The sequence below is a fragment of the Litorivita pollutaquae genome, assembly GCF_003205515.1.
GTDB lineage: Bacteria > Pseudomonadota > Alphaproteobacteria > Rhodobacterales > Rhodobacteraceae > Litorivita > Litorivita pollutaquae.
The window spans coordinates 125,910-148,319 of the sequence record NZ_KZ826483.1 but is presented as its reverse complement, the minus strand read 5'-3'; the positions used below and the strand labels follow the sequence as shown (position 1 = coordinate 148,319).

Here is a 22,410-nt window from a genome sequence, read left to right as displayed (position 1 = left end):
AAAAGGTTACAGATGACAGTTCAGGTTCTTTTCGCCGGTCGCCCCGCCCTTTGGGACAGCTACGCCGCGCCATTGCAAACCGCGATGACCGCAGCGGGGTTGGATGCGCTGGTCAGCCCCGACATTGATCCCGCGCAGGCCGACTATCTGCTTGTCGGAGCAAAGGGCGCGCCAACCGATTACAGGCCGTTTTCCCGCCTCAAAGCGGTGCAGACCCTCTCGGCCGGAGTCGAGCATCTGGCGGGCAACCCGACCTTGACCGTGCCAGCGGCGCGCTTGGTCGATCCCGGTTTGACGCAAGGCATGGTGGAATGGTGCGTTGGCCATGTGCTGCGCCATCATCTTGGCATGGATGCGCAAATCAAGAACACCGGTGCCAATTGGGCTCCGCAGGTGCCGCCGCTTGCATGGCACCGCAAGGTCACGGTTCTAGGCCTTGGCGCATTGGGGCAAGCCGTGGCCTCGGCGCTTGTCGCACTTGGCTTTGACCTCCATGGATGGAGCCGGTCGCCCAAGAGCATTGAGGGAGTTGCCTGCCACCACGGTGCAGACGGGTTGACGCAGGCCCTTGAAGGCGCGGAAATCACCGTGCTGTTGCTGCCGAAAACCGACGAGACCGAAAACATCATCAATGCTGAAACCCTCGCTTCTATGGCGCGCGGGTCGGTGGTGATCAATCCCGGGCGCGGCCCCCTCATCGACGATGACGCGCTTCTCGCCGCGCTGGAAACCGGTCAGATCGGACAGGCTACGTTGGATGTCTTCCGCATCGAACCCCTGCCCGAAGATCATCCGTATTGGGCGCACCCCAATGTCACCGTCACACCGCATATCGCGTCGGAAACGCGCCCCGAAACGGCGGCAAGCGTGGTGGCCGAAAACATCCGCCGATGCGAAGCGGGGTTGCCGATGCTGTATCTTGTGGACCGCGCGCGCGGCTATTAACGCAAGATCGGCGGTTTATTCGGATCCGAGCCGGGCGCGGGGCGTGCAGTGGCAAGGCTCTCGTCGGGCTGCGGCAGATCGAACCGCAATCCGACCTTGGCCAATTTGCCCGCCGCCGCATCCACCGCGCGGAAGAACGCCACATCCATCGCCCCCGCTTCGATCCCCGAAAAGGTCAACGCCTCGGCGGCGGCTTTGGCCAATGCGCCCTCGGCATGGGGCAGCGCATCGACAAAGCCAAGCATATGCCCCTGCGCGCCGCTTTCGAACCGCACCCCGACCAGATAAGCCATGCGCGCCATGCCCACGGCACTGGCCAATTTCGCGTCGATCGCGCCCAAAAGCGCCTCGGGCAATCCTTTGGGCGCCGTGAATTCCGCGATCTTTTCTTCCGCCTCTTGCGGGCCGTTATCAAGGGTTTGCATCAGCCAATCGACCGCATCCGGCGGGATCAAAATCGACGAAGGCGCAACCTCCAGATTGACGCCAAGCCCGATACCTTGCCCGGCCAAAAGCCCCGCGATCATCCGCCCCGACAATGCCGCATAGGGCGCAGGGCGGGTGGTGAATTGCGACAAACGCTCTTCGCGATCAAAGATCAACACAAAGGAATGATCCGAAAGTTCAAAGACGTCCGGCGTGATATTGTCTCCGTCCGGCTCCTCGGTCAGCAAGAGGAACATCTCGCTATCGGCCAGCCGCTCAAAGAACCTGAGCCGCGCGGCGTCATCCTCCGGCGCGGCCTCCATTGCGGCATGGGCGATATCAAGCGGGGTAAGCGGAGCGGTGAGATCAGTCATGAAGAACCTTTTCGGCCTGCTGGCGCAATTCGGGCAAAAGATCGGCCTCGAACCACGGGTGGCGTTTAAGCCAAGCGGTATTGCGCCACGACGGATGAGGCAAGGGAAAGATGCGTGGTGCGAAGGCGCGCCAATTGGCAACAGTTTCGGTAACGGGACGTTTACCGCCCAGATAATTGCGCATCGCCGCACCGCCCACCAAAAGCGTCATTTCAATATTGGGCAGGGCCGCGCGAACTTCGGCCGCCCAAGTGTGCGCGCAGATCGGCGGCGGCGGCAAATCGGCGCCTTTGGCAGAATAACCGGGGAAGCAAAAGGCTTGCGGCACGATGGCGATGCGGCTTTGATCGTAGAACCGCGCGCGGTCGATCCCGAGCCAATCGCGCAGCCTGTCGCCCGACCGATCATCAAAGGGAACGCCCGATTGATGCACCCGCATGCCGGGCGCTTGCCCCGCAATCAAAAGCCGTGCGGAAGACGCGAACCACGGCACCGGACGCGGTACATGGGCGGTTTTGGTCGCAGCAAACCGCGCCGCGCAAATCCGGCAGGCGCCGACACGGGCCCGCAGATCGCTGGCGGATTTACCGGCGGATCTGTCGATGGGATCGGAAACATTGGGACGGTCGGTCATGTGACCAATCTAGCGTAATCCGCGCGTGGGTCCAATGGGCGCGCCGCCCCCATGCCCGCATGTTATCACGCCGCGAGCCGAAACCGGTGGATGCAAGGCAGGTCCGGCGCGGTCCCGGAACGGCCCCCGAACGCCCGCCCTGCACGGCCCATGCATGTCCTTTCTAGCCCCCGGTTTTTCCCGCCGCTTCCTTGCCCCTCGCGCGCAAATGCCCTACCTCCCCCTATACGCACAACAACAACAGGCCTATTGAAATGTATCGCGTCTGGAACTTCCTCACCAACTATTCGCTTTTGCTGATCTTCGGCGCCCTCACGGCGCTGATCTGGGCAAATATCGATGCCGAGAGCTATCACCACTTCGTCGAAACCGTGATTTGGGATGATGCCCCCATCGGGCATATGCACGACGGACACCGCACGCTTACCTTGCATTATTTCATCAACGATCTGTTGATGTCGCTGTTCTTTGCCATCGCCGCCAAAGAAGTTTGGGAAGCGATCATCCTGAAAAATGGCTCCCTGCGCGGCAAAAAGGCCGCAACGCCTTTGATCGCAACGCTCGGCGGCATGATAGGACCGATTGCCATCTACCTTGGTATGGCGCTGTTTATCTGGCCTGACACCTATAGCAATGTGTCGAATGGTTGGGCGATCCCGACAGCGACAGATATCGCATTTTCCTATCTGGTTGGCCGGATCGTCTTTGGCGCGGGTCACCCGGCCGTGCGTTTCTTGCTGCTCTTGGCGATTGCCGATGATGCGGCGGGTCTGATCATTCTGGCGATTTTCTATCCCTCGGGCGAATTGGCGCCGGAATGGCTTGGCCTGTCCTTTGCGGCTGCGGCTTTGGTCTACGGCTTGGCCAACTATCTGCCGCGCTATCTGGATCGCGGCAATCAAGCACGGCCCAATTCCACATGGGTGCGCCAGAAATTGGGGTTCTGGCCCTATGCTCTGGCCGCCTGTGTCAGCTGGTATAGCTTCATGCGTTCGGGCATTCACCCGGCGCTCGGGCTGTTGCCGATTGTCGTCACCTTGCCCCATGCCGATCGCGCCTTCGGGATCTTTTCCGAGGCCGAGCAATATCTCACCGACCTTTTGAACCATGTCGAGCATCTGCTCAAACACCCCGTCGAAGTGATTTTGTTCTTCTTCGGCCTCGTCAACGCGGGCGTCGAATTTTCCGCGATCAGCGAGCCGACCTGGTTGGTTCTGGCCGGTTTGATCATCGGTAAACCTTTGGGCATCTTGATCTTTGGCTATATCGGCGCGCGCATCCTGCGGCTGGGTCTACCCGAAGGCATGCGGACCATTGATTTGTTTGTCATCGGCTGTGTCGCGGCCATCGGGTTCACCGTTTCGCTGTTCATTGCTTCGGTCGCCTTTGACGGCGGACCGGTACAAGATGCCGCGAAAATGGGGGCGCTGTTCAGCTTTGCCGCCGCAGGCATTTCGATTGTGGCCGGCCTAGTCTGCCGCGTCGAGAAACGGCAGATATAAGGCACGTCGCCCTATATACCGAAAAAAACCAACAAAACCGGCCCCGACGCGGGCCGGTTTTTTCATGCCCATCGCCATATTTTGGCCCCAGTGAGATGTTTTATTGTTTCCTGTTCCGGCATAATATGTCGGCAACAGGGGCAAAAGCACAGCAAACAGACCGCGACAACGCGGCGATGTTGTTCCGTAAGCTCACGAACACAAAGTTAACAATCCCCTTCTAAAACTCAGGGGGTGAGCAGCAAACCGGAGCGCGTGAATGCTCGAGTTCGAAAATGTCAGCAAGTCCTTTTGGACGGGCACGCAGCGCAAGGTGATCCTTGACCGCGTGTCCTTCAGGGTTGAGCTTGGCAAATCGCTCGGGATACTGGCACCCAATGGCACCGGCAAAACCACTTTGATCAATATGATGGCCGGTTTGGAAAAACCTGATGAGGGCGAGGTGCACCGCAATTGCCGGATTTCCTTCCCGTTGGGGTTCATGGGCGGCGTTGTGTCGAAACACTCTGCCTTTGAAAACAGCCGCTACATTGCCCGCCTCTACGGGCTGGATCCCGATTATGTCGAAGCCTTCTGCCGCTGGATGTGCGATTTGGGCGAATATTTCGACCAACCGCTCGGCACCTACAGCCAAGGCATGCGCGCGCGGTTCTCTTTCGCGCTAATGCTCGCTCTGGATTTCGATATCTACTTGATTGACGAGGGCATGCCCTCCTCGACGGATGTAGAGTTCAACCGCAAAGCCGGCGAAATTCTCAAGGAACGTCTACGCACCACCACCGTGGTGATTGTCTCGCACCAGCCCAAAACACTTGAACGCTTTGCCAGCTCGGCGGCCGTTCTGATGGGTGGTCAAATTTATATGTTCGATAGCTTGGAAGAAGCGAAACAGCTCTATGACTACGAAACCCAAAGCTAGAAAATTCCGCATCCGCCGCGCCGCGCCTCTGACCACAGGTCACAGCGCCCCGCACCCCGTGGACTACGCCGCCGCGCCACCGCAAACCGGTCAAGAAGGCGCACACTCCGCAGAGCCGGCAACGCCCTTGAGCGCGCCCCCACGACCGCAAGGCATGGGACACCCGCGCGCGCAAACTGCGGCCGAAGACACGGCCCAAACCACGTCCCAAGCCTCCATGCAAAACCCGGCGGCCTCCAACACCGCACCCATTGCCAATGATGCAAATACCGCCGCCCCGCAGCCGTCCGCAAAATCCGGCACAGCGGCGCAAGCGGCTGCGGCGCAAAACGCCCCTGCGGCGGAGCAAGACGGTAAGGCAAGCGCCGCGCGTGAGGGCGATCTCGCCTCTGCACGTGAACAAAACGTCAGCCTGGACATTGACGAGATCCGCAAGGAAGGTCTGACCGGACGGCAATTGCGCATGGCCCGCCGTGTCGCCCAGAAAAACGGCCTTGCGCCAACATCCGATTTTGATGCCGTGCGCCTTTTGCGGGCCAAGGGCATAGATCCCTTCCAACGCGCCAATATGCTTGAACTGGTCGTGCCCCAAGACGGAAGCCATCCCGACGCGCAGGGTCCACTGCCCGGAATGGGCGACGATGGTGGCGGTGTGCCCCCTGCAGGCGCGGCCGGTTTGCCGGCAACCCAACCCGCGCGCAATCACTTACCCCAAGCAATGAGCCCCGGTCAGAACCTGCCCACCGCCGACATGAGCCCCGCCGACCGCCGTGCTCTGGAAATTGCGCAAATCCAACGCGATCTCGCCAAACGTCGGCGCCGGAAATCCGCCCTGCTGCTGGCGCGCCTTTCGGCTTTCGTGTTCCTGCCGACCCTGCTCGCCGGATACTATTTCTTTGCCGTCGCAACGCCGATGTATTCGGCAAAATCCGAATTTCTGATCTTGCAAGCCGACAACCAAGGCGGCGGCGGTTTGGGCGGACTGTTGTCCGGCACGCAATTCGCCACATCGCAAGACAGCATCGCGGTGCAATCTTATTTGCAATCAAAGGACGCCATGTTGCGCCTTGATGGCGATGTGCAGTTTCGCGGACATTTCCAACAGGGATTTATTGATCCGATTCAACGGCTTGATCCTGATGCGTCGATCGAGGATGCCTATAAGATATTCAAAAAGAACATCAAGATCGGATATGATCCGACCGAAGGTGTGCTGCGCATGGAAGTCACCGCCTCCGAACCGGATGTGGCCGCGACGTTTTCCGAACATCTGATCCGATATGCCGAAGAGCGTGTCGATGACCTGTCGCGCCGCAAACGCGAAGACGGTATGGCCACCGCCGCCGAAAGCCTGACCCGCGCCAAGGAAGAGCGCCGCGCCGCCCAAGCCGCCCTAGTCCAATTGCAAGAAGGCACCTTCATCGACCCCGAAGGGATCATCACCGCCCTGCGCGGACAGATCAACAACGTCGAAATCCAGCTGCAGGAAAAAGAGCTGCAACTGGCTGCGATGTTGGACAATGCCCGTCCCAATTCGGCCAAGGTCGAGGGCGCGCGCGGCGATGTGCGCCGCTTGCAAGCCCTGCTCGACGAACTGCGCCGCAAGATGACCGACGCCACCACCGGCGAAAGTTCGCTGGCCGAAAAAGCCGCGCAAATCCAGATGGCACAGGCCGATCTGGCGACCGCCGATTTGTTCTTGCAATCGGCGCTACAGAACGAAAAACAAACCGCGTTGGAGGCCAACCGGCAGGTGCGTTACCTGACCACATCCGTGCGCCCGGTGCCGCCCGAAGATCCCAGCTACCCCAAGGGATTTGAGAATACCGTCCTCGCCTTCTTGATCTTTTCGGGCATCTATCTGATGGTCTCGCTGACTTCTTCGATCCTCAGAGAACAGGTATCCTCGTAACATGACGGACGTAAAAATCGGTGCTTTGACAGTAGGCCAAACCCGCCCGCTGACTGTAATCGCTGGCCCATGCCAATTGGAAAATCTCGATCATGCCTTGATGATCGCGCGCGCAATGAAAGAGGCCTGTGCCAGATATGGGGCGCAGTTCATTTTCAAAGGCAGCTTTGACAAAGCCAACCGCACATCCGTGTCCGGCAAACGCGGCCTTGGCATCGATGAGGGCCTGCGCGTGATGGAGGCGGTCAAAGCCGAGCTGGACGTGCCGGTTCTGACCGACATCCACAACGAAGCGCAATGCGCCCCTGTGGCCGAGGTTTGCGATGTCTTGCAAATCCCCGCCTTCTTGTGCCGTCAAACCGATCTTTTGGTCGCCGCTGGTAAAACCGGCGCGGTGATCAACATCAAAAAGGGGCAGTTCCTCGCGCCGTGGGACATGGCCAATGTCGTCGCCAAGGTCGAGAGCACCGGCAACACCCGCATCCTGTTGACCGAGCGTGGGACATCGTTTGGCTATAATACGCTTGTCGCTGACATGCGGTCCTTGCCGCAAATGGCCGCGACAGGATACCCCGTGGTGATGGACGCCACCCATTCGGTGCAGCAACCGGGCGGCATGGGCGGATCTTCGGGCGGGCAACGCGAATTTGCCCCCGTTATGGCCCGCGCCGCCGTCGCAATCGGCGTCGCCGCCGTATTCATCGAAACCCATGAGGCGCCCGACACGGCCCCGTCGGACGGTCCGAACATGATCCCGCTCGATCAAATGCCCGATCTGGTGCAAACGCTGATGGAATTCGACCGTTTGGCCAAAGCGCACCCGCTCAAGCTTTAATCCCGACCATTCCACGTTATGATTTTCGTCAAGAACTGACCAAAGAGAGATTGATCCCGTGACCAAACCATTGCCTACCGTCACCCCCAACACTTGGGAATTCCTGCGCGACCCGATGATCACCCCCACCGGGTTTCGTGAATATGACGCCCGCTGGAAATACCCCGAAGAAATCAACCTGCCCGGCATGACGGCGCTTGGCCTTGGGATCGGCACGCAAATGCATCTGCGCGGGATCGATCCCGTCATGGCCGTGGGCAACGATTACCGCGACTATTCTCTGACCATCAAAAACGCGCTGATCCTCGGCCTTGTTCAGGCAGGCGTAACCGTCAAAGACATCGGCCCCTGCATCACGCCGATGGCCTATTTCAGCTCGTTCCATTTGGGTGTGCCCGGCGTGGCAATGGTCACCGCCTCGCATAATCCCAACGGTTGGACCGGCGTGAAGATGGGCTTTGACATGCCCCTCACCCACGGCCCCGACGAGATGAATGAATTGAAAGACATCGTGTTGAACGACAAGGGCGTGAAACGCGCCGGCGGGTCGGTCGAATTTGTCGACGGGGTCTTTGACGCCTATATGGATGACCTTGTTGGTGATTTCAAAATGAGCCGCAAGCTCAAGGTCGTTTGCGCCACCGGCAATGGCACCGCCGCGGCCTATGGCCCGAAACTTTTTGAACGCATCGGCGTCGAAGTCGTCGAGAGCCACAACACCCTTGATTACACCTTCCCGCATTACAATCCGAACCCCGAAGCGATGGAAATGCTCCATGACATGAGCGCCTCGGTCAAAGCGTCCGGCGCGGATTTCGCGCTTGGCTTTGATGGCGATGGCGACCGCTGCGGCGTGGTGGATGATGAGGGCGAAGAGATTTTCGCCGATAAAGTCGGGGTCATCATGGCCCGCGATCTGTCGAAAATCTATCCCAACTCGACCTTTGTCGCAGATGTGAAATCCACCGGCCTTTTTGCTTCCGATCCGGAACTCATCGCCAATGGTGTGACGGCAGATTATTGGAAAACCGGCCACAGCCACATGAAACGCCGCGTGCATGAATTGGGCGCTTTGGCGGGGTTCGAGAAATCCGGTCACTACTTTATGGCCGAACCCGTTGGCCGCGGATATGACGATGGCATGCGTGTTGCGGTCGAGATCTGCAAATTGATGGACCGCAATCCCGATATGAAAATGTCCGACCTGCGCAAAGCATTGCCGGTGACCTATTCAACGCCTACGATGTCGCCCTATTGCTCGGATCTTGAGAAATACGATGTGCTGGACCGTTTGGTCGCCAAATTGGTCGCCAAGGCCGACGCCGGCGATACATTCGCTGGCCGTCCTATCAAAGAGGTGGTGACCGTCAACGGCGCCCGCGTGATCCTCGACAATGGATCATGGGGATTGGTGCGCGCCTCGTCGAACACGCCGAATCTGGTCGTGGTTTGCGAAAGCTCGGTCAGCGACGCGGAATTGCGCGCGATCTTCAAAGAGGTCGACGACGTGATCCGCACCGAACCCTCGGTCGGCGATTACGACCAGACGTTTTAAAACAGTTGCCCGTGCCATTGGCACGGGCGCGCCTTCCCTTGCGGTGCCGCTAGGCCGCCAAACCGCGCCCTTTGAGCAATGCCTCGCCCCCCGGAAGCCGCCCGCGGAACGCCTCGTAAAGCGCGCCTGCATCGGCCGACCCGCCTTTTGACAGGATATGTTCCTCAAGCGCCTTGGCGAGATCCGGATCGAAGGCATCGCCCTTTTCTTCAAAGGCAGCAAACGCGTCGGCATCCATCACCTCGGACCACATATAGCTGTAGTAGCCGCTGGAATATCCGTCGCCGGAAAACACATGCGCGAACTGCGGCGTGGCGTGGCGCATGGCGATGGCGCGGGGCATGCCGATACCTTCCAAAATCTCCGCCTGCCGCGCCATTGGATCGGCGGGGGCCGCCCCGTCATGGAATTCCAAGTCGACCAAAGCCGAGGCGACATATTCCACCGTGGCAAAGCCTTGCCCGAAATTCGCCGCGCCCAAGAGTTTATCAAGCATCTGCTGCGGCATCGCCTCGCCGGTTTCTGCATGGGTCGCAAATTCCGCCAGAACCTGAGGCACCTCGAGCCAATGCTCATAAAGCTGGCTCGGCAATTCCACAAAATCACGCGCCACCGAGGTGCCTGAAATGCTCTCGTAGGTCACATCCGATAGCATCTGGTGCAGCGCATGGCCGAACTCGTGAAACAGGGTTCGCGCATCATCATAAGACAACAACGCCGGATCGCCCTTGGCAAAATTGCACACGTTGATCACCACCGGACTTTGCGCCTTCGGGTGCTTGGCCTGACTGCGCATGGCCGAACACCATGCCCCCGACCGTTTCGATCCGCGTGCGGAATAGTCCCCAATGAAAACCGCCACATGCGTGCCATTCCGGGTCACCTCCCACGCGCGGCAATCAGGGTGGTATAAAGGCACGTCCAAAGGCGCAAATTCGAGCCCGAACAGCCGCGTGGCACAGGAAAACGCCGCCTCGATCATCCGGTCGAGTTGCAAATAGGGTTTGAGCGCCGCCTCATCAAAATCGAACTCTGCCGCGCGCCGTTTCTCGGCATAGTAATGCCAATCCCACGGTTCCAAATCGCCGTTCATCCCGTCCGCGTGGAGCATCGCCTCCAGCATCTCGGCATCCGCTTCGGCCCGCGCCTTGGCCGGAGCCCAGACCGCCGAAAGCAACCCGCGCACCGCATCCGGCGTCTTCGCCATTTCGGTCTCAAGCTTATATTGCGCAAAATTCTCATATCCCAGCAGCTGCGCGCGCTCATGGCGCAACGCGAGGATTTCCTTGGCAATTTGCGGATTTTTTGCCGCGCCGCGCGCCGTAAACGCCCGCCAGACTTTTTCGCGCAGATCACGGCGCGGAGAGCTGGCCAAAAACGGCGTGGCCAAAGAGCGCGACAATGTAATCACCGGCCCTGTGCCGGCCTCGCGCCCCCCTGCCGTGGCCGCATCAATTAAAAACTGCGGCAGGCCCTCCATATCTTCCGGGGCCAACTCCATTTTCCATTCCCGCTCATCCGCCAAAAGGTTTTGCGTGAACTCGGTGCCCAAAACGGCCAATCGCGATTTGATCGCCTGCATCCGCGCGTCCTCGGCCCCTTCCAGCGCGGCGCCCGAGCGCACAAAACTGCGCCGCGTAAGCATCAAAACCCGCTCTTCTTCAGCGCCCAATTCAAGCGCCTTCCGCCCGTTCCAAAGCGTTTCAACCCGCGCAAACAAGGCCTTATTCGACGAAATCTTCGACGCATGATCCGCCAGAGCCGGAGAGAACTTGCGCTGCAAATCCTCGCGGGCGGCATTGCTATCGGCCCCGGCCACGGTGAAAAACACCGATAAAACCTTATCCAAATCCGTGCCTGCGGCTTCCAGCGCCCCGATTGTATTGGCAAATGTCGGCGCGTCCGGATTGTCAGCAATCGCGGCAATCTCGGCCTCATGCGCGGCAATCGCCTTGGCAAAGGCTGGTTCGAAATCATCGTCCTTGATCGCATCAAACGGTGCGATCTCGAAACGGGTGGTCCATTGGGCGAGCAGCGGGTTGGTCATGGGGGTCTCCTTTGCCCCCAAGCTATGCCCGCGCCTCACGAGTTTCCAGAGGCGATGCCGCTACAAACCGGACAATTACCACGCGGCTTGAGGGCAATTTTGCGGCTTTCGCCATAAAGCCCGTCGTAGATTAACATCTCGCCGCGCAACGCCGTGCCCGCGCCGGTGATCACCTTGACGGCTTCCATCGCCATCATCGTGCCGATTACCCCCGGAAGCGGCGCAGCAACGCCCGCCTCGGCACAGCTGGGGGCCAGATCTGCGGCAGGGGCTTGCGGAAAAATACATTGATAGCAGGGCGCGCCTTGCGCCGGATCAAATACCGACAATTGCCCTTCCCATTGCGATAATGCGCCTGAAATCAACGGGATACCCGCCGACACCGCCATCCGGTTCGCCGTATAACGGGTTTCAAAATTATCGGTCCCGTCGAGGATCAGATCATAGTCGGCCAAACTCTCGGTAAAACCCTCGTCAAACCGGCGATGATAGGGCCGCGCCGTCACATAAGGGTTCTGCGCTTCCATCGCCTTTTGCGCCGAAAACACTTTGGGCATGCCGATATGCGCGTCGGGATGGATCACCTGACGTTGCAGGTTCGAGTTCTCCACCACATCCGCGTCGATCACCCCGATGGTGCCCACGCCCGATGCCGCCAAATACATCAAGGCCGGCGATCCAAGCCCCCCCGCTCCGATCACCAACACCCGCGCGTGTTTCAATGACCTCTGCCCCGGTCCGCCTAACTCACGCAACACGATATGGCGCGCGTAGCGCTCCAGTTCTCTCTCTTCGAACAACGGTTTATCATCCGCATTCACCGCACCGACATGCGCCGCACGGGTCCGCAGCCAGAGCACCAAACGGCCATAGGCCGCCGCTATCCCCGCCGCGCCGCCAAGCAATAGCCATGGCGCAACCGATCCGCCGGTCGCCACGCGCAAGGGCGCCGCATCGGGCAACACCAAATGCAAGACAACGACCGCCGCCCAAAGCACCAAGATCATCCCCCAACGCAACCGTTTTGGCGCGCCGATCAAGGTTCCGAGGCCCCAAAGCGCTGCCGCCATGGCGAAAACCGTGACCATGCCCTAACCGCGCCCCGTCGAGCCAAAACCACCCGCTCCGCGCGCGGTCTCGCTCAATGTCTCAACCGTTTCGAACCGCGCCTGCAACACCGGCGCGACCACCATTTGTGCAATCCGCTCGCCATGCGCGACATGGAAGGCCTCTTGCCCGGCATTGAGTAAAATCACGCCAAGGGTACCGCGATAATCGCTGTCAATGGTGCCGGGGCTATTGGGCAGGGTGATCCCGTGTTTCAATGCCAATCCCGATCGCGGCCGCAATTGCACCTCATACCCGACCGGAATTTCCAAATGTAGCCCGGTCGGGATCAACGCACGCGCCCCTGCGGCAATAGATATCCCTGTTTTATCGGCAAAATTTGCGCGCAAATCCGCCCCTGCCGCCTGCGCAGTTTCATAGCATGGCAAGGCCAATGACCGGTCCGCATCCTCGGTCCATTTGAACTTGATCGTGATCATCGCTGCCCCTTCGAACGCACCGCCATTTATATTTATTGAAAGTCTCTCCGCCGGAAGCCTGAAATCTATGACACCAAAGCCGCAGCGATCCGCGCGGCAAGTCGCTCGGCCACCGCCTCTTTCGCCATGCGCGGCCAGCTCTCCACCCCTGCATCCGAGATCAAGAATACCGCATTTTCGGAGCCCCCCATGATACCGGTTTCGGGGCTGACGTCATTGGCCACGATCCAGTCACAGCCCTTGCGCGCGCGTTTTGCCGTGGCATGGGCGATCACATCATCGGTTTCGGCAGCAAACCCGACAACCAGCCCCGGCCGCCCCGATATTCGCTGGCTCACGCCGGCGAGGATATCGGCGTTTTCCGCAAACTCGAGCACCGGCAAAGCACCGTCTTTCTTTTTGATTTTCGAACCCGACGCCGAGGCCACCCGCCAATCCGCCACAGCCGCCGCAAACACCGCAGCATCGGCAGGCAAAGCCGCATCGACGGCGGCTTGCATCTGCGCGGCGGTTTCGACCCGCACCACCTCAACCCCGTCGGGCGGCGGCACATCAGCAGGGCCGGTGACAAAAACCACATCTGCGCCAAGGGATCTCAGGGCGCGGGCAATGGCTGTTCCCTGCGCGCCAGATGAACGATTTGCGATATAGCGCACCGGATCAATCGGCTCATGTGTCGGGCCAGAGGTCACGAGAATACGCTTACCGCGCAACACGCCAGCCTCGAAGTGCGCCTCGGCAGCGGTCAGGATCTGCGGCACCTCTGCCATCCGCCCGGGCCCGAATTCACCGCACGCCATTTCGCCCGAATCCGGTCCGATGAAACCGATACCGTCGGATTTAAGCTGAGCAATGTTGCGCTGTGTCGCAACGTGTTCCCACATCCGCACATTCATCGCCGGCGCCACGAGCACTGGCGTGTCCGTCGCCAACAAAAGCGTCGAAGCCAGATCATTGGCCGATCCCAGCGCCATCTTCGCCATCAGATCCGCAGTTGCTGGCGCAACGATGATCAAATCGGCGCTGCGCGACAATTGGATGTGGCCCATTTCGGCTTCTGTGGTCAGATCAAACAAATCCCGGTGCACCGGCGCACCTGCCAAGGCCGCCACCGAAAGCGGGGTGACAAATTCTTCGGCGGCGCGGGTCAAGACCGGCGTTACTTCGGCGCCCAACCCTTTGAGCCTCCGGATTAGATCCAACGACTTATAGGCCGCAATGCCGCCACCGATAATGAGCAAAATGCGTTTGGATGCCAGCATTTGGCCTGTCTCCCCCAAATACGCGCGCCGCGCGCGCCAACCCCGGCGACACTAGGCAGTTGCGCGCCAAGGAGCAAGAGCGTCAGGCCCGGGCGACACCGCACATTGCGCCGCACGGGGTGTCGATGTCAGTCGAGCAGCGCCATCACCTCGCTGCCATGCTCCTCGAGACTTTTGCGCATCTTGGCAAAGGCAGCGACTTCCAATTGCCGCACCCGCTCTTTTGAAAGGCCAAGTTCCTGCCCGAGGCTTTCCAATGTGCGCGGCACGTCACGCAATTTACGTTCGCGCACGATCAGCCGCTCACGGGTATTGAGAATGCCCATCGCCTCGGTCAACCACGCCCGCAAGGCCATCGTGTCATAGTCATGGCTGACGATTTCCTCGGCCTGCGCGCCCTCATCTTCCAGCGCATCGATCCATTCCCGGCCATCGTCATCGGCGCTCTGTGTCGCGTTGAGCGAAAAATCCGAACCGGACAACCGCCCCTCCATCATTTCCACATCGCGCAGCGGCACACCGATTTCATGCGCAATCATTTCGCGCAATTGATAGCCATCCAAACTCTCGCCCTGCGCCATCGCTTCACGCTCGATCTGCGCCCGCACCCGGCGCATGTTAAAGAACAACGATTTCTGCGACGAGGTGCTACCGGTGCGCACCATCGACCAATTGCGCATGACATATTCCTGAATCGACGCTTTGATCCACCACACGGCATAGGTCGAAAACCGCACCCCGCGGTCGGGATCAAATTTGTCGGCCGCCTTCATCAACCCCAATCCGGCCTCTTGGATGAGGTCATTCATTGGCGCACCATAGCGCCGGAATTTTCCCGCCATCGAAATCGCCAAGCGCATATAGGCGTTGATCAAACGGTGTAAGGCCGCCTCGTCGCGTTCATCGCGCCATGCGTAAGCAAGGGCCAATTCCGTTTCGGCGTCTAACATCTCCGCCTTCATCGCTCGGCGGGTAAAAGTAAAATCTTGTGGTGCGTCCAATGCCATATCCGGCCCCCGTTCGCTGCAGCTTCCAATCCTGTCGCGGCCTGCGCCCACCGGCGCGATTGGTTGCGCGCTCTGGCTTGCGAGGTCATAACCAATACGCGCGAGGCGCGATTTGGTTCATAAAAAGGTGGCCAGCAGATGTTGCCAAAACTCACTTTGGTCCTAGGGGGCGTATCATCGGGAAAATCCGACTTTTCCGAAAATCTTATATTATCCAGCAACTTAACACCATGTTACATCGCCACTGCAGAAGCCCTCGACACCGAAATGCAGGCTAAGATCGCGCGCCACCGCACAGAGAGGGGCGCAAAATGGCACACAATTGAAACCCCCCTTGAGGCGCCTGCGGCGCTTGACACGCTTCCGGCGGGTGTGGCGGTTTTGCTCGATTGCGCGACCATGTGGCTGTCCAATCAAATGATGGCGGATCGCGACATAGAAGTAGAAACCGCGCGCCTTCTGGCCGCGCTTGGCGCCGCAAAATCCCCCGTGGTGGTGGTCTCGAATGAGGTCGGGTTGGGCGGTATTGCGGGCGATCCCACAGCGCGCAAATTCGCTGCGGCCCAAGGGCGGCTCAACCGCGATTTGGCCGCGATCAGTGATCACGTCATTTTGGTCGCCGCCGGCTTACCACTTTATTTGAAAGGCGCGCCATGAGCCGGTTTTTCTGGGTCCGCCACGGACCGACACATGCGAAATCCATGGTCGGTTGGTCCGATATTCCCGCCGATCTTTCGGATATTGATTTGATCAAACGGGTCGATGCACATTTGCCCGAGGATGCCTTGGTGATCTCCTCCGATCTGCACCGCGCCGTGGCCACCGCCGACGCCATTGGCGGCAATCGCATCCGCCTGCCGCATGATCCCGACCTGCGCGAAATTCACTTCGGGGATTGGGAGTTGCAGCGGTTTGACGAGGTCTCTGACCCCGCCCATATCCGCAAGTTTTGGGAACAACCCGGAGAAATCCAAGCGCCCAATGGTGAAAGCTGGAACCAGATGCACGCTCGCGTCAGCCGGGCCGCCCAACGCCTCATCGCTGCACATCCGGCCCAAAATATCATCGTTGTCGCCCATTTCGGCGCCATCCTGAGCCAGGTCCAAACCGCCCGCAATCAAGCCCCAAGCGACGCTTTTGCACAGAAAATAGACAATCTTTCGGTCACGGAATTGCATTGGACCGCCGAAGCCGACCACCCGTGGCATCCGGCGCGGGTCAATCAAAATTTGTGATCGTTTCACCGCGCAAAATCATTTGCGCGATTAAAATCGCTCGCATAGCCTTTTTAACATCCATGACGAGATCAAAAGGCGGCCTATGACCTATTCCCTCTACATCGGTGATCGAACCTTCTCTAGTTGGTCCCTGCGGGGCTGGCTGATGTTGGAAAAATTCGGCCTGCCCTATCATGCTCAACTGGTGGGGCTTTACGATGGCACGATGGCCGACGACATGGCCCCACTGGCGCCGGCGCGGCTTGTGCCCACGTTGAAAACCCCCGAAGGCACAGTGATCAGCGACAGCCTCGCCATTGCCGAAACACTGGCCGAACGCCACCCCGATGCGGGGCTTTGGCCCACCGATCCGGTGGCGCGCGCCCATGCCCGTTGGCTTTGCGCCGAAATGCACGCGGGTTTCACCGCCCTGCGCAATGCCTGCCCGATGCAGCTTGAACATCGCTATTCAAATTTCGAACCCGGTGCCGCCGTCCTCAAAGATCTCGCTCGGATCCAGGAACTTTGGGACATGGCCCGCACCCACGCCCCCGATGGTCCGTGGCTTTTTGGCAGCTACAGCCTCGCCGATGTATTCTATGCCCCCGTCGCCGCACGGATCGCCGGTTATAGCCTGCCGGTGGGGGAGACTGCGCAGGCCTATGTCGCCCGCCACCTTGCGGATCCGGCGTTTAAAACGTGGCGCGCCACAGGGTTGAAAACCATCTACGATCCCTTCCCCTACGGCGAGGGGTTAAGCGCCGCGCCCTGGCCAGAACCCCTGTAGATACGATTAACCTTTCGGTAATGCCTTCCGCGTTAACCATAATAAACGGCCCCGATGCGGCCGCAGGTTTACCAAGGAGTGCCCATGTCCTCGCGTGCCTATACGGTCGCTTTTGACGGCGTAGACGCGCGCAGCGTCGAAGTGCAATGCGCGCTCAGCGCCGGCATACCCGCCCTTGCCGTGGTTGGATTGCCCGACAAAGCCGTGTCCGAAGCCCGCGAAAGAGTCCGCGCCGCATTGGCCGCATTGGGGATCGCCTTGCCCTCCAAACGGATCACCATCAACCTATCGCCCGCCGACCTGCCCAAAGAAGGGAGCCATTTTGACCTGCCCATCGCCTTGGCCATTCTTGCCGCCCTTGAGGTGATCCCGAAAGATGCCCTCGAGGGGGCCGTGGCCTTGGGAGAGCTTTCTCTTGATGGCGGAATCGTCGCGGTGCGCGGTGCGTTGCCCGCCGCGCTTTTGGCCGCCGAGCAAAGCCGCCTGTTGATCTGCCCTGCCACCTGCGGCGCCGAAGCTGCATGGGTCGGAGATGCGCAGGTGCTTGCTCCGGAAACGCTAAATGCAATCATCCGGCATTTTAACGGCCGTGCCGCACTCCATCCGGCCGAGCCGCGCGCAATCACCACCCCCACCCACGCCGCGCCGGACATACGAGATGTGAAAGGACAAGAACGCGCCAAGCGGGCGCTTGAAATTGCCGCAGCAGGGCGCCACCACGTCCTCTTGGTTGGCACGCCCGGGTCGGGAAAATCCATGCTCGCCGCGCGCCTTCCGTCACTTTTGCCGCCCATGAATGCGATTGAGGCCTTGGAAACCTCGATCATCCATTCGGTCGCTGGCGTTTTGCCGGACGGGGGCATTCGCACCACGCGCCCATTCCAGCAGCCACATCACACGGCCTCCACTGCGGCGTTGGTCGGTGGTGGACGGAGGGCCGGGCCGGGGGAAATTAGCCTCGCCCATAACGGCATTTTGTTCATGGACGAATTTCCCGAGTTTCCCCGCAGCGCGCTCGAAACCCTACGCCAACCGCTTGAAACCGGCCATATCACCGTCAGCCGCGCCAATGCCCATATGCGCTATCCCGCGCGCTTTCTGCTTGCCGCTGCTGCAAACCCCTGCAAATGTGGATATTTTTCTGACCCTGCCCGCGCCTGTTCGCGTGTTCCGGCCTGTGGTGATGATTACATGGGACGGATTTCAGGGCCGCTGATGGACCGGTTTGATTTGCGCATCGAGGTGCCGCCCGTCGCCTTTCAGGATCTCGACCTGCCTGCAAGCGGCGACACCAGCGCCGCGATCGCCGCCCGCGTTGCCGCAGCCCGCGCGATCCAGGAAACGCGATTTGAGGCTGACACCACCGCACGGCTCAACGCGGATGCGGAAGGGCAAATGTTAGAACAGATCGCAGCACCGGATGCCGAAGGACGTGATATCCTGAATCGCGCCGCCGATCGGTTTGGCATGAGCGCCCGCAGATACCACCGTATCTTGCGCGTGGCGCGCACCATTGCCGATCTGGCCGAGTGCGAGACGGTTCAAAAACCTCATATCGCCGAAGCGATCAGCTTCCGCCTGGCCTCTATGAAAGAACTCTGACCGGCGCGGGCAAAAACCCGAAAAAGATCACCCGCGTCTGGCCTCGATTGCCACCCAGATTTTTTCGGCAATATTGGTGCCATCAAACCGTTCAAGCTCCTGAATACCGGTAGGCGAGGTGACGTTGATCTCGGTCAGGTAGTCGCCGATCACATCGATACCGACAAAGATCTGCCCCTTTTCGCGCAACAGCGGTCCAATCGACGCGCAAATCTCAAGGTCACGTTCGGTCAACCCGACCTTTTCAGGACGCCCGCCCACATGCATATTCGATCGGGTCTCGCCTTGTGCGGGCACACGGTTGATCGCGCCAACCGGTTCTCCATCAACCAAAATCACCCGCTTGTCGCCTTTCGACACCGCCGGCAAAAATTTCTGCACAATCAGCGGTTCGCGCGAAAATCCGGTGAACAACTCATGCAGGGAGGCCAGATTGCGATCGCTTTCAGTGAGCCGGAACACCCCCGCGCCCCCATTGCCATACAGAGGCTTGAGAATGATATCCCCGTGTTTTTCCTTAAAGGCACGGATGGTCTGTAGATCGCGCGCAATTGTCGTCGGCGGCGTCAGCTGCGGAAAATCCAGAACCAACAATTTTTCGGGATAGTTGCGCACCCAAAACGGATCATTGACCACCAAAGTCGTGGCCTTCAGCCGGTCCAGAAGATGGGTTGTGGTGATATAAAACATATCGAATGGTGGATCCTGACGCAGCCAGACCACATCGAAATCCGCCAGATCAACAACCTGCTCGGCGCCGAGGGAAAAATGGTCGCCCTCGACCCGCTGGACCGTCAACGGCCAACCGCGCGCGGTTATCCGGCCCTCCTCGTAGGCGAGGCAATCAGGCGTGTAATAAAATAATTCATGCCCGCGCGCCTGCGCCTCTTCGGCAATCCGAAAGGTGCTATCGGCATTGATGTTGATTGGGCCGATCGGGTCCATTTGAAATGCTATTTTCATCGCGCGCCTCTCAAGCTGTGTTGCCACTTACATGGCGCAACTGCATCCGGAGGGCAAATCAGAAATCCGCGAACAGCCCCTCGCGGGTGTCGATCTCACCAAAACCATTCACCGTGGCAAGGTCGATCCGCATCTCGGTCAACTGTCCTTTGGGGCACTGACCGGCATATTCGCTTGCCGCACAAAAGATTCGCCGCAATTGTCGCCGCGACAAATGCGCGGCGGCGCGGTCATGGGTGTTGCTAGCTTTGACTTCGGCGAAAACAACAACCTCGCCCAGCGCGACAATCAAATCCACTTCACCGCTGCCGCAGCGCCAGCGTTGTTCCAGCACACGGTATCCCCGCCTGACGTAATGGCGTGCAACCGCCGCTTCTGCCGCCTGCCCGGTGAGATAGGCGATTTTTCCCTTGCCGCTGCGCTGTTGCGCAAGAGGATCACAGGACGCCGGCACGGCAGCAGAAAAATCAAACTCGACCTGTCGGCGCATGCAGTTTCCTCACGTTTTGTTTTTGTCCAACTCCAGCGCGATTTGATAAACTTGCCGCCTTGGCAGGTCAAAGCGGGTCGAGACCATATCGGCGGCATCGCGCACCGACATATCCGCGAGCGCTTTGTTCACCTCTTGTTCTATTTGAAGCTGGTTAACAGAAGGTAAATGGCCACGATCAATCAACACCACGATCTCGCCTTTGAGTGATCTGTCGGCGCAGATCTGTGCCAATTCGAGCAGCGTACCCCGCAGCACCTCTTCGAATTTTTTGGTCAACTCGCGGCACACGGCCGCTTGGCGATCCGCACCCATGACCTCGGCAGCATCGCGCAACATCGCCGCGATCCGCTTGGGCGATTCGTAGAATGCCAATGTCGCGGGCACGTCTTTGAGCGCTGCGAGGGCGGATTTTCGCTGCCCTTTGGCATTGGGTAAAAAACCGGCAAACATAAACCGGTCGGTGGGCAATCCCGCGACCGTCAGCGCGGTGATCACCGCCGAGGGGCCCGGCGCAGAGGTCACCAGATGACCCGCCTCACGCGCCGCACGGGCAAGATCAAATCCGGGGTCCGCGACCAAGGGCGTGCCCGCCTCGGAGCCATAGGCCACCGACTTACCTTCCGCCAGATACTGCAGCAATCGCGGGCGGATCTTGCCGCCGTTGTGGTCATGATAGGACACCATCGGGCGATCTCCGACGGCAATCCCATGGATATCCATGAGCTTGCGCATACTGCGTGTATCTTCTGCCGCCAGAACATCCGCGCTGGCAAGGATATCGAGCGCCCGCAAGGTAATATCGCGGGCCGTCCCGATCGGGGTTGCCACAAGGTATAGCCCCCCTGCGAGCGGCCCGTTTTTCGCACCGTAAACTGCGCTATTTTGATTCATCTCTGGACCCGCCCCTCTGTGTCTCTATTATATCATCTCGAAATAATGGCTCATGGAGAGCCGCCGATCTCGAGGGAGTGAGATTACCTATGTTTGCCGTTTTGACCCCTGCCCGCAAGGGCCTGCGCCGCGTGATGCGCCCCGTCGTTCCGTGGCTCGCCTCCGCCGTGGCCGCATTTGGCCTTGCGGCCTGCGAGCCGCTCGCGCTGACTCCGATGCAATCCGGCGGGCCGACAATTTCCAGTGATGCGCCGGTGCCTGTTGCGCTATTGGTGCCGCGCGGATCCGGCAACACCAGTGACGATCTTTTGGCGCAAAGCCTTGAGAATGCCGCCCGTTTGGCGATCAGCGATCTGAACGGCGTAAAAATTGATCTGCGGGTCTATGGCACGGCTGGAAATGCGGGCCAAGCCCAAAGCGCCGCGAAACAAGCCGTGGCAGATGGCGCAAAAATCATTCTCGGCCCGGTGTTTGCCGAAGCCGCCAATGCCGCAGGGGTTGCCGTAGCCCCCGCAGGCGTGAACGTCCTGTCGTTTTCGAACAATGTGACCATCGCGGGCGGCAACGTCTTTGTTCTCGGCCCGACCTTTAGCAACACGGCGGATCGCTTGGCGAATTATGCGGTGCGCCAAGGCAAACGCCGCATCCTTATCACCCATGCCGACAACATCGGCGGGCAATTGGGCGCGCGGGCGATTTCGTCAGCGGTCAGCCGTGCAGGCGGCTCCATCGCCGGTTCGGTGGATTATGAGTTTTCGCAACAAGGTCTGATTGCGGCGATTCCGCAAATCAAAGCCGCCGCCACCAATGGCGCGGCAGATGCAATTTTCATGACCGCCAACTCAAACGCCGACCTGCCGTTGTTGTCACAGATGTTGCCCGAAGCGGGGCTCTCGCCCACTGCGCTTCAATACATCGGATTGACCCGTTGGGACGTGCCAGCACAAACCACCGATCTTCCCGGCGTACAGGGCGGATGGTTTGCCCTGCCCGATCCGGCGCTCGCGCGGCAATTCCAATCGCGCTACACTGCGGCCTTCGGGTCTGCACCGCATCCGATCGGCGGGCTGGCCTATGATGGCATTGCCGCCATTGGCGCCTTGGTGGAAGCCGGTCAAAGCAACGCCTTAACCGGCGCCGCATTGACCCAAAGCGCGGGCTTCCAGGGAGTCAGCGGCGTGTTCCGCCTGCGTCCCAATGGCACCAACGAACGCGGTTTGGCCGTGGCAACGATCCGCGACAAAAAAGTGGTGATCCTTGACCCGGCCCCGCGCGGCTTTTCAGGCGGCGGTTTCTAAGGAGACCATCGCCATCTCGAACCGATTGACGCGCGTCCCGATATCTTGGGGCGCGCGTTTTCATTTCGGCGCACCGCCCTCTATCGCGGCTCTCTATGGTGACCAGACACCGCCGCCCACGGTGAACTGGCCTCCTCGTCTGTGCCCGCCGTTTGTGCACATGCGGCGCAACAACGCCGCCGCGACATCCTCTT

General features: G+C 59.8%; 21 protein-coding genes. 11 read left to right on the top strand and 10 right to left on the bottom strand.

Translation table 11 applies throughout. The features are described from left to right. Positions 1–12 precede the first annotated feature (12 nt). The gene (locus DI396_RS07275) at positions 13–945 is read left to right on the top strand and encodes a 2-hydroxyacid dehydrogenase (RefSeq protein ID WP_110795536.1); all 933 of its coding nucleotides are present in this window, start codon (positions 13–15) and stop codon (positions 943–945) included. Here the strand turns inward: DI396_RS07275 and DI396_RS07270 are convergent. Next, positions 942–1,745, bottom strand: a complete 804-nt coding sequence (locus tag DI396_RS07270) for an SseB family protein (RefSeq protein ID WP_110795535.1) — start codon at positions 1,743–1,745, stop codon at positions 942–944. The genes DI396_RS07275 and DI396_RS07270 overlap by 4 nt on opposite strands. Next, positions 1,738–2,379 carry a uracil-DNA glycosylase family protein gene (locus DI396_RS07265; RefSeq protein WP_110795534.1) on the bottom strand — a complete coding sequence of 214 codons (642 nt, stop codon included), beginning with the start codon at positions 2,377–2,379 and terminating at the stop codon, positions 1,738–1,740. The genes DI396_RS07270 and DI396_RS07265 overlap by 8 nt, the downstream gene beginning before the upstream one ends. A gap of 254 nt (positions 2,380–2,633) precedes the next feature. Between DI396_RS07265 and DI396_RS07260 the strand changes: the two genes are divergently transcribed. The 5 genes from DI396_RS07260 to DI396_RS07240 all read left to right on the top strand — a co-directional run bounded on the left by DI396_RS07260 (position 2,634) and on the right by DI396_RS07240 (position 9,102). Further along, positions 2,634–3,881 (top strand): Na+/H+ antiporter NhaA, encoded by a 1,248-nt coding sequence (locus DI396_RS07260; protein ID WP_110795533.1) that lies wholly within the window; start codon positions 2,634–2,636, stop codon positions 3,879–3,881. A gap of 259 nt (positions 3,882–4,140) precedes the next feature. Then, complete coding sequence (locus tag DI396_RS07255) at positions 4,141–4,800, top strand: ABC transporter ATP-binding protein (RefSeq protein WP_110795532.1); 660 nt, start codon at positions 4,141–4,143, stop codon at positions 4,798–4,800. Further along, positions 4,778–6,712, top strand: coding sequence for a KpsE/RkpR family capsule polysaccharide export protein (locus DI396_RS07250; RefSeq protein WP_110795531.1), 1,935 nt, complete (start codon positions 4,778–4,780; stop codon positions 6,710–6,712). Before DI396_RS07255 ends, DI396_RS07250 begins: the two co-directional genes overlap by 23 nt. A gap of 1 nt (position 6,713) precedes the next feature. Beyond that, positions 6,714–7,547: a 3-deoxy-8-phosphooctulonate synthase gene (gene kdsA, locus DI396_RS07245; RefSeq protein WP_110795530.1), complete on the top strand. Its 834-nt coding sequence runs from the start codon at positions 6,714–6,716 to the stop codon at positions 7,545–7,547. Positions 7,548–7,605: 58 nt separating this feature from the next. Beyond that, positions 7,606–9,102 (top strand): phosphomannomutase/phosphoglucomutase, encoded by a 1,497-nt coding sequence (locus DI396_RS07240; RefSeq protein ID WP_110795529.1) that lies wholly within the window; start codon positions 7,606–7,608, stop codon positions 9,100–9,102. Positions 9,103–9,151: 49 nt separating this feature from the next. Here DI396_RS07240 and DI396_RS07235 read toward each other — a convergent pair whose 3' ends face one another. From DI396_RS07235 to DI396_RS07215, 5 genes are all read right to left on the bottom strand, one after another. After that, the gene (locus DI396_RS07235) at positions 9,152–11,149 is read right to left on the bottom strand and encodes a M3 family metallopeptidase (protein WP_110795528.1); all 1,998 of its coding nucleotides are present in this window, start codon (positions 11,147–11,149) and stop codon (positions 9,152–9,154) included. A gap of 35 nt (positions 11,150–11,184) precedes the next feature. Beyond that, positions 11,185–12,237, bottom strand: coding sequence for a HesA/MoeB/ThiF family protein (locus DI396_RS07230; RefSeq protein ID WP_110795527.1), 1,053 nt, complete (start codon positions 12,235–12,237; stop codon positions 11,185–11,187). Positions 12,238–12,240: 3 nt separating this feature from the next. Next, the gene (dut, locus tag DI396_RS07225) at positions 12,241–12,696 is read right to left on the bottom strand and encodes a dUTP diphosphatase (protein WP_110795526.1); all 456 of its coding nucleotides are present in this window, start codon (positions 12,694–12,696) and stop codon (positions 12,241–12,243) included. 65 nt (positions 12,697–12,761) lie between these two features. Beyond that, the gene (gene coaBC, locus DI396_RS07220; RefSeq protein ID WP_110795525.1) at positions 12,762–13,958 is read right to left on the bottom strand and encodes a bifunctional phosphopantothenoylcysteine decarboxylase/phosphopantothenate--cysteine ligase CoaBC; all 1,197 of its coding nucleotides are present in this window, start codon (positions 13,956–13,958) and stop codon (positions 12,762–12,764) included. A 128-nt stretch (positions 13,959–14,086) separates the two neighbouring features. Beyond that, positions 14,087–14,965, bottom strand: coding sequence for an RNA polymerase factor sigma-32 (locus DI396_RS07215; protein WP_110795524.1), 879 nt, complete (start codon positions 14,963–14,965; stop codon positions 14,087–14,089). A 138-nt stretch (positions 14,966–15,103) separates the two neighbouring features. Between DI396_RS07215 and cobU the strand changes: the two genes are divergently transcribed. The 4 genes from cobU to DI396_RS07195 all read left to right on the top strand — a co-directional run bounded on the left by cobU (position 15,104) and on the right by DI396_RS07195 (position 18,571). Continuing rightward, the gene (gene cobU / locus DI396_RS07210; RefSeq protein WP_110795523.1) at positions 15,104–15,622 is read left to right on the top strand and encodes a bifunctional adenosylcobinamide kinase/adenosylcobinamide-phosphate guanylyltransferase; all 519 of its coding nucleotides are present in this window, start codon (positions 15,104–15,106) and stop codon (positions 15,620–15,622) included. After that, positions 15,619–16,200 carry a histidine phosphatase family protein gene (locus DI396_RS07205; RefSeq protein WP_110795522.1) on the top strand — a complete coding sequence of 194 codons (582 nt, stop codon included), beginning with the start codon at positions 15,619–15,621 and terminating at the stop codon, positions 16,198–16,200. Before cobU ends, DI396_RS07205 begins: the two co-directional genes overlap by 4 nt. An 85-nt stretch (positions 16,201–16,285) precedes the next feature. Next, complete coding sequence (locus DI396_RS07200; protein ID WP_110795521.1) at positions 16,286–16,969, top strand: glutathione S-transferase; 684 nt, start codon at positions 16,286–16,288, stop codon at positions 16,967–16,969. A gap of 84 nt (positions 16,970–17,053) precedes the next feature. After that, positions 17,054–18,571, top strand: coding sequence for a YifB family Mg chelatase-like AAA ATPase (locus DI396_RS07195; RefSeq protein ID WP_110795777.1), 1,518 nt, complete (start codon positions 17,054–17,056; stop codon positions 18,569–18,571). 27 nt (positions 18,572–18,598) lie between these two features. Here the strand turns inward: DI396_RS07195 and gshB are convergent, their stop codons facing one another. The 3 genes from gshB to rsmI are packed head-to-tail and all read right to left on the bottom strand — an operon-like array spanning position 18,599 to position 20,918. Next, complete coding sequence (gene gshB / locus DI396_RS07190) at positions 18,599–19,534, bottom strand: glutathione synthase (protein ID WP_110795520.1); 936 nt, start codon at positions 19,532–19,534, stop codon at positions 18,599–18,601. A 58-nt stretch (positions 19,535–19,592) separates the two neighbouring features. After that, complete coding sequence (locus DI396_RS07185; protein ID WP_110795519.1) at positions 19,593–20,024, bottom strand: YraN family protein; 432 nt, start codon at positions 20,022–20,024, stop codon at positions 19,593–19,595. Positions 20,025–20,033: 9 nt separating this feature from the next. Next, on the bottom strand, positions 20,034–20,918 hold the full coding sequence (gene rsmI / locus DI396_RS07180) for a 16S rRNA (cytidine(1402)-2'-O)-methyltransferase (protein WP_110795518.1): 885 nt from the start codon (positions 20,916–20,918) through the stop codon (positions 20,034–20,036). An 89-nt stretch (positions 20,919–21,007) separates the two neighbouring features. On the opposite strand from rsmI, the gene DI396_RS07175 reads away from it, so the two are divergent. Further along, complete coding sequence (locus tag DI396_RS07175; RefSeq protein ID WP_110795517.1) at positions 21,008–22,216, top strand: penicillin-binding protein activator; 1,209 nt, start codon at positions 21,008–21,010, stop codon at positions 22,214–22,216. Positions 22,217–22,410: the final 194 nt, after the last annotated feature.

Coding starts and splice junctions, on each gene's coding strand:
- DI396_RS07275 (WP_110795536.1), top strand. CDS start 13: ATGACAGTTCAGGTTCTTTTCGCCGGTCGCCCCGCCCTTTGGGACAGC.
- DI396_RS07270 (WP_110795535.1), bottom strand. CDS start 1,745: ATGACTGATCTCACCGCTCCGCTTACCCCGCTTGATATCGCCCATGCC.
- DI396_RS07265 (WP_110795534.1), bottom strand. CDS start 2,379: ATGACCGACCGTCCCAATGTTTCCGATCCCATCGACAGATCCGCCGGT.
- DI396_RS07260 (WP_110795533.1), top strand. CDS start 2,634: ATGTATCGCGTCTGGAACTTCCTCACCAACTATTCGCTTTTGCTGATC.
- DI396_RS07255 (WP_110795532.1), top strand. CDS start 4,141: ATGCTCGAGTTCGAAAATGTCAGCAAGTCCTTTTGGACGGGCACGCAG.
- DI396_RS07250 (WP_110795531.1), top strand. CDS start 4,778: ATGACTACGAAACCCAAAGCTAGAAAATTCCGCATCCGCCGCGCCGCG.
- kdsA (WP_110795530.1), top strand. CDS start 6,714: ATGACGGACGTAAAAATCGGTGCTTTGACAGTAGGCCAAACCCGCCCG.
- DI396_RS07235 (WP_110795528.1), bottom strand. CDS start 11,149: ATGACCAACCCGCTGCTCGCCCAATGGACCACCCGTTTCGAGATCGCA.
- DI396_RS07230 (WP_110795527.1), bottom strand. CDS start 12,237: ATGGTCACGGTTTTCGCCATGGCGGCAGCGCTTTGGGGCCTCGGAACC.
- dut (WP_110795526.1), bottom strand. CDS start 12,696: ATGATCACGATCAAGTTCAAATGGACCGAGGATGCGGACCGGTCATTG.
- coaBC (WP_110795525.1), bottom strand. CDS start 13,958: ATGCTGGCATCCAAACGCATTTTGCTCATTATCGGTGGCGGCATTGCG.
- DI396_RS07215 (WP_110795524.1), bottom strand. CDS start 14,965: ATGGCATTGGACGCACCACAAGATTTTACTTTTACCCGCCGAGCGATG.
- cobU (WP_110795523.1), top strand. CDS start 15,104: ATGTTGCCAAAACTCACTTTGGTCCTAGGGGGCGTATCATCGGGAAAA.
- DI396_RS07205 (WP_110795522.1), top strand. CDS start 15,619: ATGAGCCGGTTTTTCTGGGTCCGCCACGGACCGACACATGCGAAATCC.
- DI396_RS07200 (WP_110795521.1), top strand. CDS start 16,286: ATGACCTATTCCCTCTACATCGGTGATCGAACCTTCTCTAGTTGGTCC.
- DI396_RS07195 (WP_110795777.1), top strand. CDS start 17,054: ATGTCCTCGCGTGCCTATACGGTCGCTTTTGACGGCGTAGACGCGCGC.
- gshB (WP_110795520.1), bottom strand. CDS start 19,534: ATGAAAATAGCATTTCAAATGGACCCGATCGGCCCAATCAACATCAAT.
- DI396_RS07185 (WP_110795519.1), bottom strand. CDS start 20,024: ATGCGCCGACAGGTCGAGTTTGATTTTTCTGCTGCCGTGCCGGCGTCC.
- rsmI (WP_110795518.1), bottom strand. CDS start 20,918: ATGAATCAAAATAGCGCAGTTTACGGTGCGAAAAACGGGCCGCTCGCA.
- DI396_RS07175 (WP_110795517.1), top strand. CDS start 21,008: ATGTTTGCCGTTTTGACCCCTGCCCGCAAGGGCCTGCGCCGCGTGATG.